This window comes from Haladaptatus marinus, assembly GCF_051194195.1.
The window spans coordinates 193,244-215,963 of record NZ_JBLZNK010000003.1 but is presented as its reverse complement, the minus strand read 5'-3'; the positions used below and the strand labels follow the sequence as shown (position 1 = coordinate 215,963).

At 58.3% G+C, this 22,720-nt stretch carries 34 protein-coding genes and 2 tRNA genes; 19 read left to right on the top strand and 17 right to left on the bottom strand.

What is annotated here, in order from left to right; all coding sequences use genetic code 11:
- Positions 1-44: 44 nt before the first annotated feature.
- A complete protein-coding gene (locus ACN2TU_RS06805) occupies positions 45-245 on the bottom strand; it encodes a glycine zipper domain-containing protein (protein ID WP_435154122.1) in 201 nt (66 codons plus the stop codon).
- Between the two features lie 63 nt (positions 246-308).
- Positions 309-509 (bottom strand): glycine zipper domain-containing protein, encoded by a 201-nt coding sequence (locus tag ACN2TU_RS06800; protein WP_435154119.1) that lies wholly within the window; start codon positions 507-509, stop codon positions 309-311.
- Positions 510-581: 72 nt separating this feature from the next.
- Here ACN2TU_RS06800 and ACN2TU_RS06795 point away from each other — a divergent pair, with 72 nt between their 5' ends.
- From ACN2TU_RS06795 to ACN2TU_RS06780, 4 genes are all read left to right on the top strand, one after another.
- The gene (locus ACN2TU_RS06795) at positions 582-1,439 is read left to right on the top strand and encodes an HpcH/HpaI aldolase/citrate lyase family protein (protein ID WP_435154117.1); all 858 of its coding nucleotides are present in this window, start codon (positions 582-584) and stop codon (positions 1,437-1,439) included.
- 71 nt (positions 1,440-1,510) lie between these two features.
- Positions 1,511-2,767 (top strand): Glu/Leu/Phe/Val family dehydrogenase, encoded by a 1,257-nt coding sequence (locus ACN2TU_RS06790; protein WP_435154114.1) that lies wholly within the window; start codon positions 1,511-1,513, stop codon positions 2,765-2,767.
- Positions 2,768-2,851: 84 nt separating this feature from the next.
- A complete protein-coding gene (locus ACN2TU_RS06785) occupies positions 2,852-3,190 on the top strand; it encodes a hypothetical protein (RefSeq protein WP_435154111.1) in 339 nt (112 codons plus the stop codon).
- A 285-nt stretch (positions 3,191-3,475) separates the two neighbouring features.
- A complete protein-coding gene (locus tag ACN2TU_RS06780; RefSeq protein ID WP_435154110.1) occupies positions 3,476-3,910 on the top strand; it encodes a plastocyanin/azurin family copper-binding protein in 435 nt (144 codons plus the stop codon).
- A gap of 78 nt (positions 3,911-3,988) precedes the next feature.
- Here the strand turns inward: ACN2TU_RS06780 and ACN2TU_RS06775 are convergent, their stop codons facing one another.
- The 4 genes from ACN2TU_RS06775 to ACN2TU_RS06760 are packed head-to-tail and all read right to left on the bottom strand — an operon-like array spanning position 3,989 to position 6,475.
- Positions 3,989-4,624, bottom strand: a complete 636-nt coding sequence (locus ACN2TU_RS06775) for a 30S ribosomal protein S3ae (RefSeq protein WP_435154108.1) — start codon at positions 4,622-4,624, stop codon at positions 3,989-3,991.
- The gene (locus ACN2TU_RS06770) at positions 4,617-4,856 is read right to left on the bottom strand and encodes a KEOPS complex subunit Pcc1 (RefSeq protein WP_435154106.1); all 240 of its coding nucleotides are present in this window, start codon (positions 4,854-4,856) and stop codon (positions 4,617-4,619) included. The genes ACN2TU_RS06775 and ACN2TU_RS06770 overlap by 8 nt, the downstream gene beginning before the upstream one ends.
- On the bottom strand, positions 4,853-6,013 hold the full coding sequence (locus ACN2TU_RS06765) for an exonuclease RecJ (protein WP_435154104.1): 1,161 nt from the start codon (positions 6,011-6,013) through the stop codon (positions 4,853-4,855). Before ACN2TU_RS06765 ends, ACN2TU_RS06770 begins: the two co-directional genes overlap by 4 nt.
- Positions 6,014-6,475: a 30S ribosomal protein S15 gene (locus ACN2TU_RS06760; protein WP_435154102.1), complete on the bottom strand. Its 462-nt coding sequence runs from the start codon at positions 6,473-6,475 to the stop codon at positions 6,014-6,016.
- Between the two features lie 314 nt (positions 6,476-6,789).
- On the opposite strand from ACN2TU_RS06760, the gene ACN2TU_RS06755 reads away from it, so the two are divergent.
- Positions 6,790-6,861 (top strand) — tRNA-Ala (locus tag ACN2TU_RS06755).
- Between the two features lie 68 nt (positions 6,862-6,929).
- Here the strand turns inward: ACN2TU_RS06755 and ACN2TU_RS06750 are convergent.
- Positions 6,930-7,280, bottom strand: coding sequence for a hypothetical protein (locus tag ACN2TU_RS06750; protein WP_435154099.1), 351 nt, complete (start codon positions 7,278-7,280; stop codon positions 6,930-6,932).
- Positions 7,281-7,588: 308 nt separating this feature from the next.
- Here ACN2TU_RS06750 and ACN2TU_RS06745 point away from each other — a divergent pair, with 308 nt between their 5' ends.
- Entirely contained in the window at positions 7,589-8,071 is a 483-nt protein-coding gene (locus ACN2TU_RS06745; RefSeq protein WP_435154096.1) for a hypothetical protein, read from the top strand.
- Positions 8,072-8,079: 8 nt separating this feature from the next.
- On the opposite strand, the gene ACN2TU_RS06740 is transcribed toward ACN2TU_RS06745, so the two are convergent.
- The 3 genes from ACN2TU_RS06740 to ACN2TU_RS06730 all read right to left on the bottom strand — a co-directional run bounded on the left by ACN2TU_RS06740 (position 8,080) and on the right by ACN2TU_RS06730 (position 8,860).
- A complete protein-coding gene (locus ACN2TU_RS06740; protein ID WP_435154094.1) occupies positions 8,080-8,451 on the bottom strand; it encodes a DUF7522 family protein in 372 nt (123 codons plus the stop codon).
- Between the two features lie 84 nt (positions 8,452-8,535).
- The gene (locus tag ACN2TU_RS06735) at positions 8,536-8,685 is read right to left on the bottom strand and encodes a hypothetical protein (protein ID WP_435154092.1); all 150 of its coding nucleotides are present in this window, start codon (positions 8,683-8,685) and stop codon (positions 8,536-8,538) included.
- A gap of 43 nt (positions 8,686-8,728) precedes the next feature.
- Positions 8,729-8,860, bottom strand: a complete 132-nt coding sequence (locus tag ACN2TU_RS06730; protein ID WP_435154089.1) for a transporter — start codon at positions 8,858-8,860, stop codon at positions 8,729-8,731.
- A gap of 188 nt (positions 8,861-9,048) precedes the next feature.
- Between ACN2TU_RS06730 and ACN2TU_RS06725 the strand changes: the two genes are divergently transcribed.
- Together ACN2TU_RS06725 and ACN2TU_RS06720 are read left to right on the top strand one after the other, a co-directional pair.
- A complete protein-coding gene (locus ACN2TU_RS06725; protein WP_435154087.1) occupies positions 9,049-9,783 on the top strand; it encodes a DUF7289 family protein in 735 nt (244 codons plus the stop codon).
- Positions 9,784-9,888: 105 nt separating this feature from the next.
- Positions 9,889-10,548 carry a hypothetical protein gene (locus tag ACN2TU_RS06720; protein WP_435154085.1) on the top strand — a complete coding sequence of 220 codons (660 nt, stop codon included), beginning with the start codon at positions 9,889-9,891 and terminating at the stop codon, positions 10,546-10,548.
- Positions 10,549-10,709: 161 nt separating this feature from the next.
- Here ACN2TU_RS06720 and ACN2TU_RS06715 read toward each other — a convergent pair.
- Positions 10,710-10,782 (bottom strand) — tRNA-Arg (locus ACN2TU_RS06715).
- A 33-nt stretch (positions 10,783-10,815) separates the two neighbouring features.
- Positions 10,816-11,097 carry a twin-arginine translocase TatA/TatE family subunit gene (locus ACN2TU_RS06710; RefSeq protein WP_435154082.1) on the bottom strand — a complete coding sequence of 94 codons (282 nt, stop codon included), beginning with the start codon at positions 11,095-11,097 and terminating at the stop codon, positions 10,816-10,818.
- A 138-nt stretch (positions 11,098-11,235) separates the two neighbouring features.
- On the opposite strand from ACN2TU_RS06710, the gene ACN2TU_RS06705 reads away from it, so the two are divergent.
- A complete protein-coding gene (locus ACN2TU_RS06705; RefSeq protein WP_435154081.1) occupies positions 11,236-12,057 on the top strand; it encodes an HD domain-containing protein in 822 nt (273 codons plus the stop codon).
- Here the strand turns inward: ACN2TU_RS06705 and ACN2TU_RS06700 are convergent.
- On the bottom strand, positions 12,054-13,166 hold the full coding sequence (locus tag ACN2TU_RS06700; protein ID WP_435154078.1) for a glycosyltransferase: 1,113 nt from the start codon (positions 13,164-13,166) through the stop codon (positions 12,054-12,056). The genes ACN2TU_RS06705 and ACN2TU_RS06700 overlap by 4 nt on opposite strands.
- Positions 13,167-13,208: 42 nt before the next feature.
- On the bottom strand, positions 13,209-14,255 hold the full coding sequence (locus tag ACN2TU_RS06695) for a glycosyltransferase family 4 protein (RefSeq protein WP_435156140.1): 1,047 nt from the start codon (positions 14,253-14,255) through the stop codon (positions 13,209-13,211).
- Positions 14,256-14,416: 161 nt separating this feature from the next.
- Between ACN2TU_RS06695 and ACN2TU_RS06690 the strand changes: the two genes are divergently transcribed.
- The 3 genes from ACN2TU_RS06690 (at position 14,417) to ACN2TU_RS06680 (ending at position 16,071) form a co-directional block, all read left to right on the top strand.
- The gene (locus ACN2TU_RS06690; protein WP_435154075.1) at positions 14,417-14,692 is read left to right on the top strand and encodes a ribonuclease P protein component 4; all 276 of its coding nucleotides are present in this window, start codon (positions 14,417-14,419) and stop codon (positions 14,690-14,692) included.
- Between the two features lie 300 nt (positions 14,693-14,992).
- Positions 14,993-15,439: a DUF5799 family protein gene (locus ACN2TU_RS06685; protein WP_435154072.1), complete on the top strand. Its 447-nt coding sequence runs from the start codon at positions 14,993-14,995 to the stop codon at positions 15,437-15,439.
- Positions 15,439-16,071 carry a protein sorting system archaetidylserine decarboxylase gene (locus ACN2TU_RS06680; protein WP_435156138.1) on the top strand — a complete coding sequence of 211 codons (633 nt, stop codon included), beginning with the start codon at positions 15,439-15,441 and terminating at the stop codon, positions 16,069-16,071. The genes ACN2TU_RS06685 and ACN2TU_RS06680 overlap by 1 nt, the downstream gene beginning before the upstream one ends.
- Here ACN2TU_RS06680 and ACN2TU_RS06675 read toward each other — a convergent pair.
- Entirely contained in the window at positions 16,068-16,223 is a 156-nt protein-coding gene (locus ACN2TU_RS06675) for a DUF7557 family protein (RefSeq protein WP_435154070.1), read from the bottom strand. The two genes, ACN2TU_RS06680 and ACN2TU_RS06675, sit on opposite strands and share 4 nt — an antisense overlap.
- A 227-nt stretch (positions 16,224-16,450) precedes the next feature.
- Here ACN2TU_RS06675 and ACN2TU_RS06670 point away from each other — a divergent pair, with 227 nt between their 5' ends.
- The gene (locus ACN2TU_RS06670) at positions 16,451-16,684 is read left to right on the top strand and encodes a DUF7563 family protein (protein ID WP_435154067.1); all 234 of its coding nucleotides are present in this window, start codon (positions 16,451-16,453) and stop codon (positions 16,682-16,684) included.
- Positions 16,685-16,753: 69 nt separating this feature from the next.
- Here the strand turns inward: ACN2TU_RS06670 and ACN2TU_RS06665 are convergent, their stop codons facing one another.
- Complete coding sequence (locus tag ACN2TU_RS06665; protein ID WP_435154065.1) at positions 16,754-16,963, bottom strand: DUF7989 family protein; 210 nt, start codon at positions 16,961-16,963, stop codon at positions 16,754-16,756.
- A gap of 286 nt (positions 16,964-17,249) precedes the next feature.
- Between ACN2TU_RS06665 and ACN2TU_RS06660 the strand changes: the two genes are divergently transcribed.
- The 3 genes from ACN2TU_RS06660 (at position 17,250) to ACN2TU_RS06650 (ending at position 19,087) form a co-directional block, all read left to right on the top strand.
- Complete coding sequence (locus tag ACN2TU_RS06660; RefSeq protein WP_435154062.1) at positions 17,250-17,702, top strand: ferritin-like domain-containing protein; 453 nt, start codon at positions 17,250-17,252, stop codon at positions 17,700-17,702.
- A gap of 38 nt (positions 17,703-17,740) precedes the next feature.
- Positions 17,741-18,031, top strand: a complete 291-nt coding sequence (locus tag ACN2TU_RS06655) for a DUF5779 family protein (RefSeq protein ID WP_435154059.1) — start codon at positions 17,741-17,743, stop codon at positions 18,029-18,031.
- A 258-nt stretch (positions 18,032-18,289) separates the two neighbouring features.
- The gene (locus ACN2TU_RS06650; RefSeq protein ID WP_435154057.1) at positions 18,290-19,087 is read left to right on the top strand and encodes a helix-turn-helix transcriptional regulator; all 798 of its coding nucleotides are present in this window, start codon (positions 18,290-18,292) and stop codon (positions 19,085-19,087) included.
- Here the strand turns inward: ACN2TU_RS06650 and ACN2TU_RS06645 are convergent.
- On the bottom strand, positions 19,054-19,746 hold the full coding sequence (locus tag ACN2TU_RS06645; RefSeq protein ID WP_435154055.1) for a VOC family protein: 693 nt from the start codon (positions 19,744-19,746) through the stop codon (positions 19,054-19,056). The two genes, ACN2TU_RS06650 and ACN2TU_RS06645, sit on opposite strands and share 34 nt — an antisense overlap.
- 132 nt (positions 19,747-19,878) lie before the next feature.
- Here ACN2TU_RS06645 and ACN2TU_RS06640 point away from each other — a divergent pair, with 132 nt between their 5' ends.
- The 3 genes from ACN2TU_RS06640 (at position 19,879) to ACN2TU_RS06630 (ending at position 22,720) form a co-directional block, all read left to right on the top strand.
- Positions 19,879-20,553, top strand: a complete 675-nt coding sequence (locus ACN2TU_RS06640; RefSeq protein WP_435154053.1) for a hypothetical protein — start codon at positions 19,879-19,881, stop codon at positions 20,551-20,553.
- A 224-nt stretch (positions 20,554-20,777) separates the two neighbouring features.
- Positions 20,778-21,428: a hypothetical protein gene (locus ACN2TU_RS06635; protein ID WP_435154051.1), complete on the top strand. Its 651-nt coding sequence runs from the start codon at positions 20,778-20,780 to the stop codon at positions 21,426-21,428.
- Between the two features lie 290 nt (positions 21,429-21,718).
- Positions 21,719-22,720 carry a CHAT domain-containing protein gene (locus ACN2TU_RS06630; protein WP_435154050.1) on the top strand — a complete coding sequence of 334 codons (1,002 nt, stop codon included), beginning with the start codon at positions 21,719-21,721 and terminating at the stop codon, positions 22,718-22,720.

Here is a 22,720-nt window from a genome sequence, read left to right as displayed (position 1 = left end):
CAATGTGATTTTCTCGCGTTTCGGTACCCTTCTCGATATCGGATTCAATCACGTTTCGACAGACCGGCATCGAATGCGACCCCGAAGACGACTCCGAGTGCGACTCCCATCGCGAGATTATCAATCAACAGACCGAATGCAACGCCGAGGCCGGTCCCGAGACCCATACCGGCACCCGTCCACGTTCTTCCATCGTCCTTTCCGTTATCGATTTCGTGGCCGTTCGTATTCCCGGTTCGAACCATACTTCATTGCTGGTGGTGAGCAACGATAATTGTTCCCGACAGAGTGTGTCTACCCGTCGATTTTCACCGCTTCGACAACCCGGCCCCGATTGCGACGCCAATCGCCATTCCCATTCCCACACCGAGCGCGAGGTTGTCCAGTGCGACACCGAGCGCGGTGCCGATTGCAATACCGAGCGCGATACCGACACCCATCTGCCGTCCGCCAACGGTGTTCGATTCGTTGGTGCCGTTGTTTTCCCCGGTTTCGGTAGGTTGTGCCATGACACTTCATTGATGGGAACGAACATAACTGTTCCCGATGGGTTGAAACCTCGTCTCCGCGTCGCCTCGAATATGCCACGACGAAGCGTCATGTTCACGCCGGGCGACCGCCCGGAAATGATGCGCAAAGCACCCGGAGCAGGAGCCGACGTAATCGTGTTCGATCTGGAGGATGCGGTCGCGCCCGAGCGAAAGGCCGAGGCTCGGGAAGCGATTCGGTCGGTGCTCACCGACCCGGAGTTCGACCCCGATTGCGAAGTGTGCGTTCGGGTCAATCCGGCGGGCGTCACCGCCGACGACGACCTGCGAGGAATCGCGGACGGTATGGATTCGGTCAATTCTATAATGCTTCCGAAAACGGGGTCTTCGGGGGATGTGGAGACCCTCTCTCGTCTGCTCTCCGAACACGACTGTGAAGTCCCCATCCTTTCACTGGTCGAAACCGCACGAGGCGTGCTCAACGCGGCGGAAATCGGGGCAGAACCGGCGGCCGACGCGCTCGTGTTCGGTGCCGAAGACCTCTCCGCGGATATCGGTGCGACCCGAACCGACGAGGGGACGGAAGTACTCTACGCCCGCGAACACGTCGTGCTGGCCGCGAGCGCGACGGGCGTGGACGCCATCGACACTGTCTACACGGATTTCGGCGATACCGAGGGATTGACCGAGGAAACCGAGTTCGCCATCCAACTCGGTTACGACGGCAAGATGGCGATTCACCCGGCACAGGTCTTGCCCATCAACGATGCGTTCACGCCCGACCCGGAACGCATCGAGTGGGCGGAAGCGGTGCTCTCGGCGAAGGCGGAGGCGGACGCCGACGGCCGGGGGGTCTTTCGCGTCGATGGGGAGATGATAGACGCACCGCTCATCGCGCAGGCGGAACGGATTCTGGAGTACGCGGACGCAACCGAACGACAGTCACCTTAAACTCGATTTAGGAATAATAGTTCATTCTAATTTCGCCATGCTTAACAGTGGGTGGGTGGGATTGACAAACGATGTCCGAACAAGCGAATCCGTTCGAGAGTCTGCAGGAACAAATCGATGACGCAGCCGAGTACATCGATGCGTCCCCAGACGTTCTCGAACGGCTCAAACACCCCGAGCGCGTGCTCGAAACGAACCTCTCCGTCGAAATGGACGACGGTTCTATCGAGGTGTTCAAGGCGTTCCGCTCGCAGTTCAATGGCGACCGCGGCCCGTACAAAGGCGGAATCCGATATCACCCCAACGTCAGCCGCGACGAAGTGAAAGCCCTCTCCGGGTGGATGGTGTACAAAACCGCCGTCGTCGATATCCCCTACGGTGGCGGGAAGGGTGGCATCGTCATCGACCCCGACAACTACAGCGAGGCCGAACTCGAGCGAATCACGCGGTCGTTCGCCAAGGAACTCCGACCCATTATCGGCGAAGACCGCGACATCCCCGCACCGGACGTGAACACCGGCCAGCGCGAGATGAACTGGATCAAAGACACCTACGAGACGCTCGAAAACACGACGGCACCCGGCGTCATCACCGGCAAGGCGCTCGACTCCGGCGGCAGTGAGGGTCGTGTCGAAGCGACCGGTCGCTCGACCATGCTCACCGCCCGCGAAGCCTTCGATTACCTCGGCAAGGAGATGGAAGGCGCAACCGTGGCTGTGCAGGGCTACGGAAACGCCGGCTGGATTGCGGCGAAACTTCTCGAAAACCTCGGCGCGAAAATCGTCGCCGTTTCGGACTCCAGCGGCGCGGTCTACAACGAAGACGGCCTCCACGCCATCGACGTGAAAGACCACAAAAACGAGACCGGAAGCGTCTCTGGCTACGCTGGCGCGAGCGAGGAGATGAGCAACGAAGACCTGCTCACGCTCGATGTTGACCTGCTCGTTCCCGCCGCACTGGAGAACGCAATCGACGGCGACCTCGCACAGGACGTGCAGGCGGACGTCGTGGTGGAAGCCGCAAACGGCCCACTCACCCCCGAAGCCGACGACGTGCTGACGGAGCGCGACGTTCACGTCTTCCCCGACATCCTCGCCAACGCGGGCGGCGTGACGGTGTCGTACTTCGAATGGGTGCAGAACCGCCAGCGCTTCTACTGGGACGAAGAGCGCGTCAACGACGAACTCGAAAGCATCATCGTCACCTCGTTCGACGACCTCACGAGCGCCTACGAGGAACACGACCTGCCGAACTTCCGCACCGCGGCCTACGTCGTCGCCCTCCAGCGCGTCATCGACGCCTACGAAGAGTCCGGCAACTGGCCCTAAACGTTAGCAGACGTCGAATAGTCGAGTTTCTTTGATTTTGCCTACGTTTTGGCGTTTGCGTTGTATCAGATGTGCCGCTAGGTAGTGCCGACAACAAACGAAGCCCTCATTCGCTCCGTAGTCGCTCATTCGCCCTTCATCCACCAGGAACCGTACCGAACCGCAAGTCTCTCCACTCCTCCCCGCCAGCGGGGGACTGCACTCGGTGTTCGGTTCGCTCACGACTCACGGCTTCGCCGTTGTCTCGCGGCATTGCCGCTCGACAGTCCGCGGAACGGACTTCCGCGCTATTCGCTGTCGAGACGACGCCGTCGCCTCGCTCCCCTCGTGCGAACGCGCTGGCGTACCCTTGCGGCAAGTCAATTGCTAATCGTCAATCGCAACCCCGTCAAGCCGACAGGACGCGCCGGGAGTCGGGCCTGAGCCATCTCGGCGAAGGACCACGACTCGTCGCGGGGAGGACTGGAGCGTCGAGGGCGGGTGGCCCGACCGCTGGCCCACTCGCCCTCATGCAGTGGCGGTCATTTGGAGTCGTGACTAGCAATCCGCCCTAAACCGACCATTCCGACAATCACCTTCCACCTAACTACTCTACCGTGCGCTTCCCATTCATCACCCCCAGCCAACGACAAGCAAAAGCCTCAAACCCATTCCCACTTTCGTAGAACTTTCGAGAGACATATACGGGGAGCAACCCGAGTTCGAATCATGAAGCGCCGAGCGTTTTTAGCCGGAATCGTCGGCTCCGCATCCGCAACGCTGGCGGGCTGTTCGGGAATCCTGAACACCGGCCGAAATAACACACAGGGCGATTTCGACATCGGAATGGCGTCAACGGCCTTCCTCCCGCGTAAATTTGAAACCACCGTCGGTGAACCTGTCGTATGGAAAAACACCGGTGCACGCAGACACACCGTCACTGCATACGGAAACGGCGGGATACCGGACGGTGCCGAATACTTTGCCTCCGGTGGCTACGATTCCGAAAAAGCGGCCCGTGACGCGTGGATGAGCGGTTCCGGCGGCGCGATAGATCAAAACCGAACCTACGAACACACCTTCGAGGTGCCGGGGAGCTACTCCTATTTCTGTGTCCCACACGAGGCCAGTGGCATGTCCGGCAATATCGTCGTAACCGAATAGCGGTTCGCTACGTAGCTCGTCGTTTTCTATCGTCGCAACTCGGCATCCGAGCGCAAAAAACGAAACTGATTGCGTCGATTAGACTTCGACGTCGTCTTCTTCCACGTCCACGGAGGTCTCCTCTTCTTCAGCGACCTCTTCGGGGTAGGCTTCCAGCGTTGCCTTCTGGATTTCGACCCGTCGGAGTGGGTAGATGGTTTTTGCCTCGCCGTAAATCGCACTGGAGATGCGACCTTCGACGACGCTGTCGACGACCTCTTTGAACGTGCGGTCTTGCACTGCGTCCCGCACGAGGTCGATCATCGTTCGGCGGATGGCTTTCTCCTGACTGTGGTCTGCCTTCTTCGTCGTGAACGCGACGGGCTGAATCTGGACGCGGTAGTCGTCCGAGGTTAACACCGTGATGTACGCCTCGATTTTCGAGGCACCGCGGCGGCCGAGACTACGGAGGTAGTCGCGGGTGAGTTCGTGTCGAACGAACTCGGTGTACGCCGAGTCGCTGCCAACGTCGTTGATTTTAAAGGTCAACTTCGTATTGTTCTCGCTGGCGTTGTTCGTCAGTTCGCCCAGCGTGGTTTCGATGGTGCGGCCAAGCACCTTGTCCGGTTCATCTGCGGGGGTCGTTCCAAGCTCCTCTCGGTCGAACTGCTCGGGAGCGAGGACGGTGTACCACCGCTTTTCCTGTGACTTCTTAGAGACTGATCGTTCACTCATGGTTCGTGTCGTTGTAATCGTTCGCTATCTGTACTGTCTGTGCTGCCACCGAGAGGTTGATGACGTAATCGTCTACGGTCGATTGGAGTCCGCCGGTCGTCTCGCGTTCGATATGCGTCACGATCGTCCCGTCGTCCACGCTCGTTTCGATTTCGGGCGTGTTGTCCGGTTCGAGCGACGCCGCGATACGGTCGGCGGCCTCCAACTCCGTGCGAATCGTTGCTCGTCTCATAATGCCTCCCGAAACGCCGAAAGGAACTCCTTTGCATCCGCGTCGAACCGCGCGTATCCGCGACGTGCGCTTCCCGTCCCAGTTCCGTTGAGTGTGTCTGCGGCGGCCACCATCGCATCGCCGATGGCCGACAGTCCCGAATCGGGTTTCAGTCCGCGACCATCGACCGCCACGGCGGCTGCCTCGTCGTCGGTGACGACCAGCGCGATCGGCTCCGGTGAGCGGAAGTCGCCCAATAACCGAGCGGCCGTCTCGACCGGGGCATCGTCCGTGCGAGCAACGAACAGGCCGTCGTATCGTCCCGTCGTCGCTTCGTGAAGCACGGCGTGGGCCTTCTCCGCGTGGTTGCGCCACGCATCCAGCGCGGGCGCGCGGGCGTCGTGTCCGAGCGCCAGCGCGACGCCCGTTCCGGACTGCTCGTGTGCGACCGCATCGAGCACGTCGGCGTAGCCGCCGAGCGTCGCAAACGGTTCATCGACGAGTTCGTAGGGATGAACCGCACGCTCGACCATTTCGCCCGCTCTCTGCGTCGCGCTCTCCGGCCCGGTGGCCGAGAGCGCGACGAGCGAGGCGACTCGACGATGCGCGTCATCGTCGAGTTCGACGGGCAGACCGATTTCCGCAAGTTCGGCCTGCACCGTACCCGGGTTGCCCGAGAAGCCTGCGTGAATCAGCGTCGAATGTGCCAATCCGTCCGCGAGGTCTTCTGTGGGCGTCGCGACGCCGGGTCTGCGGGTAAGTCGGTCGGAAGCCGCTTCCAACAGCCGGGCGCTTTCGTTCGCGCCCGGCGTGGTACCTGCGGCGACGGTGCCAGCGAGGCCGAGAACCGAGTCGGGGTCTCCGCCGAGTTCGTCCGCGGCCTCGAAGGCCGTGACGCTCGCCGGACGTCCGGTGAGTGCCACGTCGCCGCCCATTCCACCAACCGTCACGACGACTTCGTCGTCGCCGGATTCGGCGTGCTGGGTCGGAAATCGCGTCGCACTCACCTGGAACGGGATTCCGATGGTTGCGCAAGTGCGAGCGAGGATACCGCTGGCCGCGAGTGCGTCGCCGTCTGCGTACGCGACGATTCGAACGAAATCGCTATCGCGAAGCGTCGCTGCGACGTCGGTCGCGGAAGGGGCGTCCTCGGAAGCGGTTCGACCGGATGTTGCCATCTATAGGAGTTCTTTCGCGGTGTCGTAGGTGTAGGTGAAGTCCTGGTCGAGTTCGTCGCCACGGTAGTAGTTTACGAGGCGGCGAACCTTCGACTCGGTGTTCTGCAGCGCACGCTTGTTCTGCTTGTCCTGCGGGTTTGCATTGACGTGCTCACGCAGGCGCACGGCGCGCTCCATCAGATTCCGGAGGTCTTCGGGCAGCTCTGGGTCTGCGTCGTTTTCCTCCAGAATCTCGGTCACTTTCTTGCCAGTGACGAGTTTCACGTTCGGGACAGGCGTGCCGGTCACGCCTTCGTCGCGGAGCTTCAGTCCGATTTTGCTCGGGCTGTAGCCATCTTCCGCGAGTTCGACAACGCGGTCTTCCACGTCGTCTGCATCTACGTCGCTCCACTCCGGTGGTTCGTCTGCCACAGGTCGATCCGAACCGGACGACCCGCGGCGTCGTGTGTGCATTCGTGCCATTGTTCGAGGATAGGAACTGCACGAGCCGCTAGAGTGTGATGGCGGAAATTCCGCCAGTCGTGGCGAATGCCACGGTGCACGTCCGCAATCCCAAGTTGCGCAAATGAGGCGAAATGCCCCGGAAGAGTGCGGGCGGATGCCCGCGAACGCCCGCAACGAGTCGGATTTGCGGCTGTGCCGTTCCCGTACTTGGTCAAAAAAATCCGAAGGCAGTTAAATCGTTGCTATTCGATTCGTCATGCTACAGTCCGCCGCGGGTGCACGGATTTCGAGAGGTTTATCAATGGTCACCGGGAAGAAGTGAGTGCAGACGAGGGCTCGTAGATCAGTGGTAGATCACTCCCTTGGCATGGGAGAGGCCCCGGGTTCAAATCCCGGCGAGTCCACTTCTCTTTCACTCCATTCACATGGAGCCAACGGCATCTAGTTTTGGGATGGAGCGAAAGCGAATTGATTACGAATCGGATCCTGCCTCGCCATCTGTATCTCGCAAATCGTCGGTCTCTTCCTCGGTAGCCGACTGTACGTCGTCGATATCGATATCGAGTTCGTCCTCGTCAATTGCGGATTCGAGCGTATCGGTATCGGTTATGGCATCCATGCCGTTCTCGGCAACCGCCGACTGAATCGTTCCCGCATCGATGGCGCTATCGACGGATTCGCGTTTCACTGCTGATTTGACGGCGCGTTTCACTGCGAGATACCCGACTGTCCCCGCACCGCCAGCCACGACCGCGCCGGGAATTCCATATCGCTTGTATCCGAATTTTGCCGCCTTCTTCCCGATTGTGAGTGGGCCAATCATCGTGTTCTGTAACAGGAGACGAACGGAGGTAAGGGCCGGGCCTGCAAACGAAAGGCACCAATCTGAAATTCCCTCTCCAGCCACCTCACGCCAACTCCTGCAGTTCGGTCTCGGAAAGGTGTTCACAGTGGGGCAGGCGTACTTTCGCTCGTGCCGAGACGCCTCCACGAATCCGGACGCTAAAATCGAGCTGAAGGTGTCGGATTGGGGGCTCGTGTTCCACGAAATACGTCAGCGACGAAGAAAAGGGGGAGGATAAACCCGCCGAAAGGGCTAATTCTGACCGAATTGTAGCTCCATCGAATAGAATGTGTGGTGGTACCAATGACCAATCAAAAACGAGGCGAACGCTCCTTCGACAGGTCGCTGTCGCTGGAGGTGCGATTACGGGAATCGGAACCGCACCGATCGGAGCAACTGAGGAATCGCAACAAACCGCAGAGAACCGAACGGAAGGGTCGGCTCAAAAGCTCTACACCTGTGACATCACCACCGAAGCCGACCCGACACCCGACGTGAACGATCGACTCCGTGTCGAACGAATCGAGGGGACGTTCGGGCCGACGAAACCTGCCTGTTTCGAGGAGCAAACGCTCCTTTACAGATACCTCTTCACGGTGTTCAAGGGGGAAGAACCGCGAGGTCGGCAGGGAATCGCGTTCGCACCGCAGAAGCGACTTCCGCGCGGCGTCTACAGAATCGCGAACATCTTCACCTGCGCTCAGGCGCCGAGTGGATTTTGTGCGGTGAAACCGTTCTACGGTGTCATCGTCCGACGTGTCGATGCATGAGACAGGGTTTACTCGCGCCGCTGCGCCCACTCGGTGCATAGTTCGACGATGGGAAGAATCGGGACATCGCCGTTATCGAATCCCACGAACAGCGGCCCGGATTCCTCGGGACATTGGATGACGACAGCGGTGTCGAACGTGTACAGTGCGAAATTGAGCGGTCCGGCGCGGAACACGTTTTCCGTATCTTCACGCGGTTCATCCGCGAGTAGTGATTCGCCGTGAATTCGGTCGAAATCCGTCGGCGTGAAGCGTCCAGCAACGTCGTCCCGAACGTACAACACATCGTACCCTCCATCTCGCCGGCTGGCGACCGTCTGGAGCGCGGGGCCGAGGTGCGATTGCAAGTCGCTGACGAACGCCTCGTCAGAGTCGAACACAGTTACCCCATCGTTCGGGAAGCGGAACCATCAACGTTTGTGACGGTTCTGCCCCTCGTGTTCCATCAACTTCTCCGTCGGCGATTAGATGCGCTCGATATCGGGCGAGTCGCAGTAGGGACAGTGCAAATCCGGCAGGTCGGTGGAGTACGCGAATTTCCTCCCGCAGTAGTGACACCGGTAGTCGTCTCCCTCTATCGTGAAAATTCGCTTCACCGAATCGAAGAATCCCATTTGAGAATAGTTCACCGTACACACACTTAACGTTCGCCGACGGTTACACGCTGCTGAGCAGTCGCATCGCCAGTCCGGCGAGAATAACTAACAGGCCGAGTCCGGAGGTTATCGGCTCCGGAAGGAAGAGCATGACGACGCCAACGAGCATCACGATTGTCGAGGTTCGAGCCATAGTACGATGTTACACGGCTGGAAGCCATATAGTTCTGCCTGCATTTGCATCCATTTTTAAACCAGTTCGGTTGACTCTTTGACGTAGTTTTATATGATTTGGATAATGGGTGTATAAAATGACTAGTCGAGCATCGGATGAAAAATCGCGGAACCAGCGGGCGTAAGCACCGCTCCGGGGTCATTTTGATGATGGGTTTGGTTGTCATCTCCCTCGCTGGCATTCTCCTCATCGGTTCCGGTGCAGTGTCAGAGATCCGTGGCTCGGTGGAGATACAGAACGCCGAACACACGATGCGCGAAGTCGATGCTCGCTTGAGCCAAGTCGCGTTCAGCGCGAACGACGCGCACACGCTCGATTTCAGCGGACAGAATGGGGATGTCGAGGTGACGAAAAACGGACGGATGACAATAACCGTCGTCAACGGGACAAACCAGCCGTGCCGTGAGGAGATGGCGTTCGGAGCGATCGAATACCGCGGCGAGGGCGACGAGGTGGTCGCCTATCAAGCGGGCGGGGTCTGGAAGCGGACCGACGATGGAAGCGTGATGCTATCGCCGCCGGATATGCAGTACCGGAACGGAACGTTCAGTTTTCAGATGGTGAACGTCACCGGCTCCGTCGATGGGTCGGTCACACAACTCCAAGTGAGCAAGAACACGACCGCTTCGCGGGCGGACAGTCAAGCGTTCCGCGAGACGTTCACCAAACCCCGATGCAATCCACCGGACAACGCGACGCTCACGGTTCACATTGACTACTATCGGGCGTGGGGCAAATTCTTCAAAACACGTCGACGACGGCGTCGTAACCATCGACGACGAGAACAAAACCGCAGCGCTCACCGTGATTCTCAGCGGTTCGACGGCACAGAGCGGCGAGAACAGTCTCAGTGCCGGACAGAACGCGTCCGTCGCTGTTGAAGTACTCGGAACGGAAATCTCAACCAGAGGCAACACGCACGAAGAGCAAACGAAACAACGGGCGAAACGGAAATTCACGGCGCAAAAATAAACTTCCCAGTCAACATGCGAATCAACATTGGCGAGGACACCTACGAACCGTGGGTCGACGGTATCGGGTCATCGTCGGTCATCAAACACGACATCAACGATCCGACGAACGGGGAGTATTATCGCTTCACGGAAAACGTTAGCGCGGGCGAGGCCATCAGTGTTGAGGGGACTGCATACGCCCCCGAGTCTGTAAGCTGGTGGACGTCGGTCGAGAAGCGGCTTAACCATAACGGAGACGGGCACGACTACGTCTGGACTTCGTATCGCACGAGTAAGGAGGGGTCAATGCAAGCGAACATCGAGGTGGACACGGACGGGAAAGGACAGAGCGAAGCGAACGTCGTGCTCCTCGCGGACGAAATGGAAGTTCCAAACTACGGGTCAACGAACGTCGAACAGAGAAACATGTCCCAGACCCTCGGCGACCGCATAAACGACACTGGGCACCTTGACCTCAATTCGAACGAGTTCGTCCTCGTGTACGAACTGTCGTGCGAGGACGCGACGACGGACGACACCGGCAACCCGAACAAATGGGGAAGTACCGACCCTGACTACAACGACGCAGTCGTTCTCGTCTCCATTCACGAATACGGAAGCGTCACCGCGCCCGAGGATTTCAGAATCTACGTCACGATGAATCAGGTCGAAATCACGAAGAAGAACGCTTAGTTTCGCACTTCGAACGCGACGGCCGTTTCACGGACGAATGCCCAACGCGTCGGGCATTCGTACCACGACCCGTTTTCCTTCCACCCGTTCGATTCGAAATATCGGTTCCACGCCGCACTGTTCGGCGAGGACGAAACGCGTAGCTCACTTCGTTCGCTGCACGGGCGTGGCGGGATTCGAACCCGCGGTCGAGAGGTTAGGAACCTCTCGCCCTATCCGCTAGGCCACACGCCCTGTTAAAAACACGAACTAACGCAGAAAAAACGTTTACTGTCCGGATTCGGTTTCGGTTTCCGTGCTGGTTTCGGTTCGCTGCGGTTCGTCGTCGAACTCGCTCGAACTGCTGGGCGACGAATCGGACTCCTGCATCTCGCGGAGTTCGTCTTCGACTTCCTGTCGTCCTTTCTTGAACTCACCCATCGCCTCACCCGTCGAACGCGCGAGCTTCGGAATCTTGTTCGCACCGAATAGGAGCACCGCGATGAGGAGAATCACCGCAAGCTCCATTCCGCCGGGAACCGGCCCGAATAGTGGTATCATTTCGTACATCCTCTACCAGTTGCTTACCCATTGGCAATTATAGGCTTTTTGCTCTTCCCAGGTTCGGATTGTCATCAGCAATCTAACTCGTCTGCTGCGGAGACGTGTGCCCGAGACATTTTTTGCGCCGGAACGAGAGGTACGGTCATGGACGAACCAGAAACGGAACCCGTCGAAAACGGGCGGCGTGCGTACGATCCGGACGCCGACCACGCGTTCCCGGACGAGAAACTGAACGAAGTGTTGGAATTCATCGAAAATGACGTTGAGATTCAAACGTACCTGGACGCACAGAACGTCAATGCAGTAACGCGAAAGGGGTACAACGACCACGGGTCGAAACACATCGAAATCGTCCTCAATCGCGCCCTCCTCCTCTACGACTTGCTGAAACGCGGCGGAGTAGAGTTCAACGGTGCCGCAGACGAAGGGCTAGACGAAGAGGACGAAAGCGTCATCGTCGCGTTCGCCGCGGTGCTCCACGATATCGGCCACATCGTCCACCGCGACGACCACTCTTACTACTCGATTCCGCTGGCGGCGGACGTTCTCGACCGCGTGCTTCCGAACTTCTACGACACCGCCGACTCGGTTCGGATGAAGGGCGAAATCCTTCATGCGATTCTCTGCCACCACACCGAAGAAGACCCCCTCACGACCGAAGCGGGCGTGATTCGTGTCGCAGACGCTCTCGACATGGAACACGGTCGTTCGCGAATTCCGTACGAGAAGGGTGGTCGCGGCATCAACACGGTTTCCAGTCAGGCAATCAAGAAAGTCAGCCTCCGGGAAGGGGGTACTGTCCCCGTTCTCGTCGAAATCGAGATGATGAACGCGGCCGGCGTCTATCAGGTTGACAACCTGCTCAAGGCGAAGCTTCACAAATCCGGACTGGAAGACGACATTCGAATCGTCGCACTCAACGTCCGCGAAGGAAGCGACGCCATCGTCGAGCGAATGGAACTCTAACTCCGAGTGACGTTCTCGTACACTCGTTCTAACTTTTCGACCGCTCGCTCGACGTTGACTTCCGAACGTCGGGCAAGACACGATTCTCTGAGTCGGTCGCGTTCCGACAGCGCGTGCTGAATGGCATCCTGGAAGTCGTCGATGTCGCCGCTTTCGAAGCGGTAACCCGTTTGACCCTCGGTGATAGTGTTCGCCAGCGCACCGGCGTTCGCACCGACCACGGGGGTTCCGCAGGCATTCGCTTCGAGGGCGACGAGACCCTGGGTTTCGACCGGACTTGGGAAGGCGAACACGTCCAATGCGGAGTAAAACGCTGGCATCTCCTCTCGCTCCAGAAAGCCGAGGAACCGGACGTCCGTTTCTGATTCGCGTGCTTGCTTTTCCAGCGACTTGCGGGCGGGGCCGTCGCCACCGAAAACGACGGTTACGTCCATTCCTTCGGCAGCGTCGATGAGTTCCGAGAGTCGTTTTTCGTACCCATGCCGACCGGTGTAGCCGATGAGTGGCCGGTCGCCGTCGAGGTCGTATTTTTCCACGAATCCGGCAGTTTCGACGGGATGGAATCGCTCGGTATCGATGCCGTTCGGTACGACGTGAACGGGGGCATCAACGCCGACTGTCTCGACGACGTGCTTTCGCGTCGCTTCGCTCGGGGTGAGTACCGCATCAGAGCGGCCGAAAAACCAGCGTTCGTAGGCGACCGACGCGCGTTCGACGTATTCGGCGGCGGATTCGTTCGAGACGAGGTAATCGGCGTACTCGCCCGTCGGAGTGTGGTAGGACGTGACGAAGGGTGTGTCCTGTTTCCATGCGAGTCGTAAGCCACCGAGGCCGATGGCGAACGGGGTGTGTGCATGGACGATTTCGGCGTCGGTGACGGCTTTCGGAACCCGCGGCGTTCCGAGTCGATACCCATCGTAGAACGGAAACGGAAGACTGCCGATAGGGTGTTCACCCTGTTCGGGCGTGTACTCGTCCGACCGTGGGTAGACCACGTCCATCCGCCCGTCGTTTTTTTCCCAGCAGTCTCGCCACGACCGTATCGTGTAGGTGACGCCGTTTATTGTCGGCAAGTACGTATCCGTGAACGCGGCGACCCATCGGCTCATTATCCCGACATTCACAGAGCGGGTCTTAAGGACTTATGACTTTCAGACGAGTTCGCGGTACGTCTCACTGAGTCGGTCGCCGAGTCGCTCTAAGCTGTGTTCCGCGGCGGTTTTTCTCGCGTTCTCTCCTAATCGTTCGCGGAGTTCCGGATTCCGGTCGAGGAGTTCCAGCGCGCGTTGGAACTCCGCTTCCGTTTCACACATCAGGCAATCCTCGCCGTGCGTGTAGAACTCGTTGAACACCGGAATGTCTCGAAGCACGACGGCCTTGCCGCAGGCCATCGCTTCGAGGACGGCGATTCCCTGATTTTCGTCCTTTGCCGGGAAACAGAGTACGTCACCCGCCGCAAACGCGCCGCGTTTATCCTCCACCCAGCCCGTGAAGGTGACGTTCTCGGGGGGGTTTTGCACCCACTTCTTGACGGTCGAACTGGCCTGCGGCCCGGTGTCGTACGGGCCGAACCACGCGAAGTCGAAGTCGGTCGCCTGCGCGAGGCCGCAAAAAGTCGTGAGACCCTTGCGCTCGAAGACGTTCCCCATCGTGAAGGCGACCATCCCGTCCAAATCGTATCGGTCACGGTACTCCTCCCGCAGGGATTCGAACCCCTCTAGCGATTCTGTGTCCACACCGTTCGAAATCGGGCGAATCGGTGCGTCGATGGGATAGGCTTTGAGCACGGCTTTCGTGTACTGACTCGGGCAGAGAACCAAGTCCGCCTGCGAGTAGAACCACTTCAGGTAGCGTCGCAGCGGTCGCGCGGCGAGCGTCGAACCACGGAAACTCTCCGCAAAATCCTCGCTGGTGACGTGCGCGTGAAGTACGAGCGGAATCCCCGCACGCTTTGCGTGGCAAGCAACTGTCACCGACCCCGGCCCGATGACGTTGCAGTGAGCGACATCAAAATCGGCGAAGAAACGGCCACCTACTGCCCGGGAAGCCAGCCCATGAACCGGCGTTCCGCCGCGCCATGGCGAGGTGGCGACATCCACGTCAGTCCTCGCGAGCGCCTTGCGTTGGTGTTTTGTGGAGGTTCCGATGCCACTCCGATCCAACCGGGATTCGAGTTCGAGGTAGTTGAGTGCGCGCACTGGAGCAGTGATGGAATAGCCGACCATTACCGCTTTCGGAAAGGGCACGTTGAATGACCACAAAGTATTTGTTACCACAGGATCATGGGGGGAATGGGGCAATACAGGAAACTTCTATCCTTGTCCTGTCTCGCCCCGGAAACCCCCACCCCCCATTCCGAATGACTGTAGCTGAAGAGCGAATAGAGCGTCTCGCAGGACTTGCGAGGGATGCTGCTGTTGATTGTAACGACGAGCGAGCACGTGAGTACGTTCAGCTTGCCAGACGAATCGCCGAGCGAAATCGTCTTTCGCTCCCCCACCAATTCAAGCGATTCACCTGCGATTCCTGCGACGCCTATCTCCGACCCGGAAAGAACGCCCGCGTTCGACTGCAAAGCGGCCACGTCGTCATTACCTGCGACTGTGACGCACAGACCCGATATCCGTACGAATAACGTCAGAAACTACGAACGTGGTAGTTTGATTCCGGCAGAATTTTCCTCAGAAACCAGTGGTTACGTTTCGAAGTTGCCGTCGTAGGCACTGCCTACTGGTGTGTTCTTCCACATCTCTGAGTCTGAACTCCGGTTGATTCGGGTAGCTGGATATACCACGGTGCGACCAACATGACGGCAACTGTAATCACAGCTGCCGTGTCCTCGTCATTAGCAACGCAGCGAACTCAGTCTCCACCAGCGCCTCGAATCCACTTCGAAGACGAAAACGACAAGTCTCGTCCCCTACCAATCTCTGTCATGGCCAGACAACAGTGGACGGACATGATCGTGGGGGACAGAATGGCCGTGGATAGGGAGTTCGCACAGCAAGTCACCGACTCGCAGTTCTCCCGACAGGAGTGGGGACTGATAATGACCGCCGTCGAGTTCGACATCAAGCATCCGACGGACGACGAACAGGCGAGGCTCATCGCCGACACCAGCAAAGTTCGACAGGTGATGCCCGAGATGGAGAACATCCAATCGCAGATGAACACGATGGCGGGCAAATCAGCGACGAAGGAGAGTAAAGGCATTTTCAGTTCGATCAAGGACGCCCTCGGAATGGGTGGCGGTGGCGGCGGTATCGACGAGGAGCGACTCGCCGCCGCCGAAAGGTTAGCACAGGAGTACGCGGACAAACTGCAAACTCGCCTCGAATCGAACGGAAAGTGGGAGCGAGTTCGCACGGCGGTACAGGAGTGATACGACTCGCACCTGGAGCGTGGCGCTACGCCCTCCCGGCGTTTCTGCTCGCGGGGCCAGTCGGGTTTCTCTCGCCAATCGCCACGCTCGTCGCACTCGGAGGGGGAATCGCGATTTTACTGTTCTTCCGCGACCCTGACAGGACTCCCCCGGGAAACGGTGTTCTCTCGCCTGCTGACGGTCGAGTTTCCGTGATTCGGGAAGAAGACAACCGAGTTCGCGTCGGCGTGTTCATGAACGTTACCGACGTGCACGTCAACCGCGCGCCGCTCGCAGGACGGGTCGAATCGGTCGAACACGAACCCGGAACGCACCGCCCCGCGTTCAGCAAGGAATCGGACAACAACGAGAAAGTTCACGTCCGGTTTCCGGAGTACGACCTGACGCTCATCGCGGGTGCGTTCGCTCGCCGGATTCATCCGTACGTCGAGGGCGGCGAGACGCTGGAACGAGGGCAGCGACTCGGCCATATCGCGTTCGGCAGTCGCGCGGTCGTGCTACTCCCCGAGCCGTTCGAGGTGGGAGATGTCGCGGTAGTGAAAGGGGAGCGAGTCCGAGCAGGTGAAACGGTTCTCGCACGGTCTACTAGTGCTGATTCCGCCGGTGCAGTGGATTCGGCTGGTTCGACCTAATCGCTCGAATAGTCCCCACCGTGGAACAGTGTCAACTCTTCTGCCTCGTAGATGTTGATGAGTTCGGTGACGATTTCGTCATACGACTCGTCTTCGATTCGAAGGCTGTCGAGGCGCGAGACGGTTTCCTCGTCGAGTGTTATCTTTGGCATCGGTGTATCCTAACGCTCGCGAACGGTATTAAAACATAGGCCAACAGTAATTTGCTGTCGGTTTTGACTCGCGAGCCGAAAATTGAATTTCGGTGATTTGGACGAGTAACCGCCCGTTACTCGTTTCGTAGGTCTGTCTTTCTTCACGGAAGGGGTTGCTTTCGTTCGAACAGCGACCGGATAACAAAGTACCCACACTGTTGTTACACGTATCGCTGAGGTTCACTATGACAACGACAGAAAGCAGGGTTACAGGTCGAAACGACACCGTCACTGAAAATCGGTGCCAAAGCTGTGGGTCGTTCGTGACCCGTGATTTCGCTCGTGTGTTCGGAAACAACCACAACGAGGTGTTCGGGTGCCTCGAATGTATGACCGCCACGGAAGTCAAGAAAGGTGGGGCACGTGCGGAACGCGTGGACACATCCAAACTCATTGGTGGCCGAGAACCGCTCCGCTGACTTCGGAGGGGTGAGGGGACGGGGTGAAAATAGAACTCCAATCGGCTCTTTTTCCGGCGACGTCGCTCTTTAGCGTCGGCCCTCGTTGCCGCGCTCGAACACGCGGTTCGCGCCGGGTGCTTGGTGTGGCGGTGTGTGGTCAACATCCGCCATCGTCTGTTTCTCCCCGCTGCCGTCGGTCATCAGTCGCGGCCCGCGGGCGAAGTAGCCAGTTGTGGCGTCGTTTGTCTGTGGGTTCGTGTGGCTCATCTCTCGCATCGTCTGTCGATTTTTGGTCATGGTTCGTGGGTGGTGTCTCTTTGGTCTGAGACGGTGGTTTGGGCTCTCGGTCAGATGTGTTTCAACGGGTCAGGAATGAAAATGAGTAGGGGCGTTAGACCCCTACGATAAGAATCGAACCGACAGCGACACCGCTCGCAGCCTCCGAATACGAGTCAGTGGGTGACTGTCTCATGGTACTGTGTTACTCAGTAACTCGGTGTTTATAATACTTGCGCGGGTCGCAACGTTTGCCCCACTCGTCTGCCACAACGATAAGGTGGGTTCACGGCGTACCACGAGTTCCATGACGAACGACGAAGTCACCGAACTCCTGCGAAAGGCATACAGCGACGAAATCGAGACGGTGATGAACTATCTGACGAACTCCATCGTTCTCGATGGCGTGAGCGCCGAAGAGGTAAAAGAGAGTCTCGAAAGCGACATTCAGGAAGAGCTCGGTCACGCCGAGATGATCGGTCAGCGACTCAAGCAGCTGGACGAACGACCACCCGCATCGTACGACTTCGAGGCGCGTCAGGAGAATCTGCAACCGCCCGAAGACAGCACTGACGTATTGTCCGTCATCAAAGGTGTACTGGAAGCCGAAGAGGACGCTATCGAGACATATCGGAGCATCATATCAGCAGCAGAAGATGCGGACGACCCGGTCACGGAAGACCTCGGAGTGACCATTCTCGCCGACGAGGAGGCCCATCGAACGGAGTTCCGTGGATTCAAGCGCGAGTACGAAAAATAAGGCAAGGATTTTTCTCGGGGGGGTGAGAGGTGGCGTTTATGAGCAATTCGGGTTTCGACCTCGACCTCCAAACGGCCGAGAAAGAGATGGATTTCGCCGACGACGAACAAGTCATTCTGGGTATTCTCGACGGGACATCCCCCGTCGCGGAGCGAATTGAGGCCATCGAGCGCGGAAACGTGTTGGTCCTTGCGATCGATGGCGACCTAAAGGAACTCGCGGCCGATCTCGCACCAGCGGTAAAAAAACGGGGCGGAAATTTAGTGCATTTCAGGAGGTTCCTCATCATCTCGCCCCCCGACCTCGAAATCAACACGAGCGAACTCTGAGAAACGCCTGCGCTGATGGAGGTGTGGGCACAGTGTTGGAATTGCCACAGCGAATCCAGTGCACCCGAAGGACGCCAGCGAGGGCCACAGGGTGGCCCAAATGCTACAAATAGATCCAAAGTATATAAAAATTCAATTCTTTTTATAGGAATTTTGGCTTGTCCGCGGAAAAATCCGAAAAATTTGGAATCCGACACGAATTCGAAGTTGGGAGCAATAAGAAAAAGACCTGGACGATACAATCAGTAAACTGTCGCCATGGAGAAAAAACAGCCCTTCGTCGAGTACGTCCTACGTTCGGGGGCGCGCACCGACGTGTTGCTGGCTATCACCGAGGGTCACGACTCGACACAGGCATTGCTGAACCAAAACATCGCCAGCGAGTCAGCAGTGTATAACGCCTTGACTGAATTGGAAAACCGCGGTCTGATTTACATGCCAAAAACGAAACGCTGGGCGGTAACAGGGACGGGAGCGGTTGTCGCCGACCTCATCGACCGACAGCGGGAAACGGAGCACGTTCTCCAGACGGATACGGACTACTGGCAAAACCATGATGTGACCCCCCTTCCCGCCCCATTTCGTTCGCGACTCGCCGAGCTTTCGAACGGGGAAGTCGTCCGAGCGACGGACACACAGCCTTCACGTGCGGTACGCGAAGTGGAAACCCGACTCAAAGCTGCGTCCAGCGCCTCGGTTATCACACCGATTTTCAGCGAACGGTTTTCAGAGGCATTCATCGACGACTGTGAACGTCCTCGCCTCGTGTTGGGGAAGAACGTACTTGTAGATCTACTCAACGATACGACCGTCGATGTGGACGACAACGGGAATCTCGACGTTCGCGTAACTGACGTTTCATTCGCGATGACGGTGACCGATGACACCCTCCTACTCTCGCTCCCACTCCTCGATGGGTCGTACGACACACACACGGAGTTCGTCGCGGAATCGAACTGTGCGCGCCATTGGGGACGGGAACTGTTCGAACACGTCTGGTCGAACGCGGAATCTGCCACCGCCTACGCCGAATCGGTGGATACGAACGTCAAGTAGTGGCCGTCCGGGTCACGGATTCGAACCCCGGATGCGGATGATTCAATCGCGCACGACCAGTCTTCTACAGTCCTTTTTATCGCGCTCGGGTCGTCAACGGTAAACCCGATATCGACGTGAACACCACCGCGGGCGTCCGCGATGCCGAGATGTGGCTCCCAGAGTTCGAGGTCGAACGGGCCGCTCATTCGAACCCGCTTTCGATCCACACCCCGATTGTACGTCTCGAATCCGAGGTCGGTGTAGAAACGCTCGGCCTGTTCAAGGGCTTCCACTTCGAGGACGATTTCGAAGATACCCGTAATACCATCTCCCTCCACGTCAGTCCCACCGATTTCGACGCAGTTGCCGTCCGGGTCGTAAAAGTACAGCGAGCGTGCCGACCCGAAATCGTGTTCTACAAGGTCGAACTCGGGGGAAAGTCGGTCGCGCCAATCGCTGTACTGCGCTTTTGATGTGGAAAAGGCATAGTGCGTGTGTATCCCGCCGCGAGGGACACCGTGCGGTCTGCGAAGCACGAGCGCATGGCCTCCGGCATCGAAGACGACTTCCTGCTCATTGGCCTCCCGAACCGAGAGATCGAGATACGTCTCGTAAAATTCCCGTGCACGGTCGAGATACTTCACTTCCAGCGCAAGCCAACGGAGACCCGAGAGCATAGTCCGAGATACACAGTGACGGCGCTTAAAATGTCACCCCAGAACCATGGCACTGTCGGCGGCCGTCCATCCTTTCCGAAGCCAAACCTATCGCCCCGTCGATTTATGCCTCGTGCGGCGCTACTATCGGGCATGCCGCTCAAAGAAACCCATGGCTCAGAGGGATTCCGTGAAATCGACCGATGGGATGGGGGTGTCGGGTGGATTGCGCACCCCGATGAAACGATGCAGCGAGCGAGTCACGCCCTCGTCGCTGACGGCGATGTTTGGGTGATCGATCCCGTGGACACACCCGAGCTCGACGATTTGCTCGCTGAATTCGGCGAAGTGGCGGGCGTGGTCGTCCTCCTCGACCGACACATGCGCGATGCGGAGGCAATCGCCCGCAAACACGAGGTTCCGGTCTATCTACCGACGTGGGTTCGGCGAAGCGTGAGCGGGGTTCCGGTTCGGCGATTCGAGCAAACCCTTGCAGACACGGATTTCCGAGCGTTGAGACTGTTCGATAACCCAGCGTGGCAGGAGGCAGGACTGTACGACGAGACGACAGGGACACTGGTCGTACCGGAATCGATCGGTACTGCCGAGTACTTCCGAGCGAACCACGAACGACTCGGCGTTCATCCGATGATTCGACTACTCCCGCCGGACGAACTGCGTGGGTTGACACCTGAACGAATTCTTGTCGGCCACGGAGCAGGTGTGTTCGATGCTGCGGCAGTGACGCTCGCCGACGCCCTCGATGGTTCCCGTCGTCGCTATCCCTCGCTGCTGGCTTCGACAGTTCGTCGACTCTCACCCTTCTAGTTAGATGAGAATCTCTAATTTCCGATAGCTTTTTAGTATTTGATTGATATTCCCCACGTATGTGTGCTGAGCGCCTGAGTCAAACCTCTAAAAACCGGAGGTGACACGGTGACCATATCATTCGATTCTCCCGAGGACGACAGGGGAATCGTAATACGCGACCCCGACGGGCGTGTCGGCTTCGAACGGCCACCGCCGTCCGGCCGACCTCTGTCGATCCTCGTTTGTGCTGTTTTCCGGTCGATAGCGCAGTCGCGGTTTCGACCGACGGGCTAACACTCTCTCTATCTGCGGCAGCGTACGTTCGCGACGGTAGCGGCGAGATGCTGGCGAGTGTGGAAGGCATCGATTCCGAAGAACTCCCGAAGGGAAACTACAGCATCGAACACTGTACACCCATCAAACTGTACGTACAGGTCGAAAGCGAACTCAGCGTTACTGCCTCGTTCGACCACATCGCATTGGAGTTCGGGTCGGAAACCGAGGTGTTTATCGGCGGACGCTCGTCCCATCGAGGTCCCGCAGGAACGGTGACGACGACAACGAATCCGGCCGACGTGATGGCAGCGATATCAGCGTTCGGATCCGCGCTCAAGACGATCAGTCCGGAACGGTCGTTTCCGACGCTTCGAGGGCATCCACCGACGATTGAACTCGGTGAAGAACTCCATGTTCCGGAGGAATTGCGGCCGACGGAGACGGGAATTCAGATCGAAGTGCCGCCGGAGTACGAATACGTCTTTCCGGCCGCACCGTTGGCGTACTATCTCGGTGCGAAGTTGGTGCCGGGGACTGCGCCACGAATCATCGCGAACGGGTTCGAACATCCGCTTCGGACTGCACGCGAGTTCGAAGTGAGGTCGAACGCGTACTGAAACAGACGTTCTTCTTCGACTGCGTAACCCGGACGGAAGGGCTGTACCGTGTCGAACTCTACGAACGTGAGCAGATCGAATCGCTGGTCGATTTCGATTTCGAGCGACTGTACGATGCGCCACTGGCGGAGCAACTCGAAGCGGATCTCTCAGTTCCGTATGCAGTCATCGAGGAGTTCGTCCCGGACTGGCAGTTGACGACGCACGTCGCGCCAACGTCGGAAAGCATTGAAATGCTTCCGTTCCTCGTGGACCACCTCGCGGTCATTCCGACGCCATAGGCGAGGGAGGTGTCCGCGTCCGCAATACAGGTTCCCGCGGTCGAAGAGTTCATCGGAAGTGGCGATGCCACGCGAAGTATGACCGAGACGGCTGTCAGTCCACGCTTGCTGGTCGAATCCGAAACGACGGATTCGCTGGAGCAAGTGTGGGTCGGTGAGGACGCCCCTGTCGGCGCGAGTAAGGCGACGACGACGGCGTTTCGGAACCGACTCGAACGAACGCCGACGGAGGGCAACATCGACATTGCCGTCGTCTGCAACGACCAACAGATGGATGAAGAGCGAAGTCTCGCGGACGAAGTGTACGGTTCGCGTGAGGAGTTACCCTTCGACGTGACGGTACACAACGAACTCACCGTCGCGGAGCTTCGTTCAGTTCTCGAATCCGAGACACAGTTCCTCCACTATATCGGCCACATCAACGAAAACGGATTCGAATGCGTCGATGGAATGCTGGATGCGAAACGGATCGATTCGGTCGGCGTCGAGTCGTTTTTCCTCAACGCCTGTCAGTCGTACGAACAAGGAATGTCGCTCATCGATGCGGGAGCAATCAGTGGCGTCGTCACGTTGAACGACGTGATAAATAGCGGAGCAGTTCGCGTCGGAATGGCGATGGTACAACTTCTGAACCGTGGCTTTCCGCTCTGGGCGGCGCTGGATATCGCTCGTGACCGGAGCATTATCGGCGGGCAGTATATCGTCGTTGGCGATGGCACCATCAACGTGGTTCAGACCGAGAGTATCGTCGCGCTGACGTACACCATCGAATCGACGGACGATGCGTTTGAGCTACGTCCAGTAACGTATCACTCCAACAACGGAGGTATGGGTGGTTTCGTGACACCACAACTGTCCGGTCAAAAAACGTCATATTTGGCGTCGGGGACACTTCCATCCTTCACGCTCACGAAAGAAGAACTGGAGGTGCTCTTTCTGTTAGAAAACGTTCCGGTACATTTCGACGGCCAGTTTACGTGGAGTTATTCGATCGACGTGGACGACCTCTGA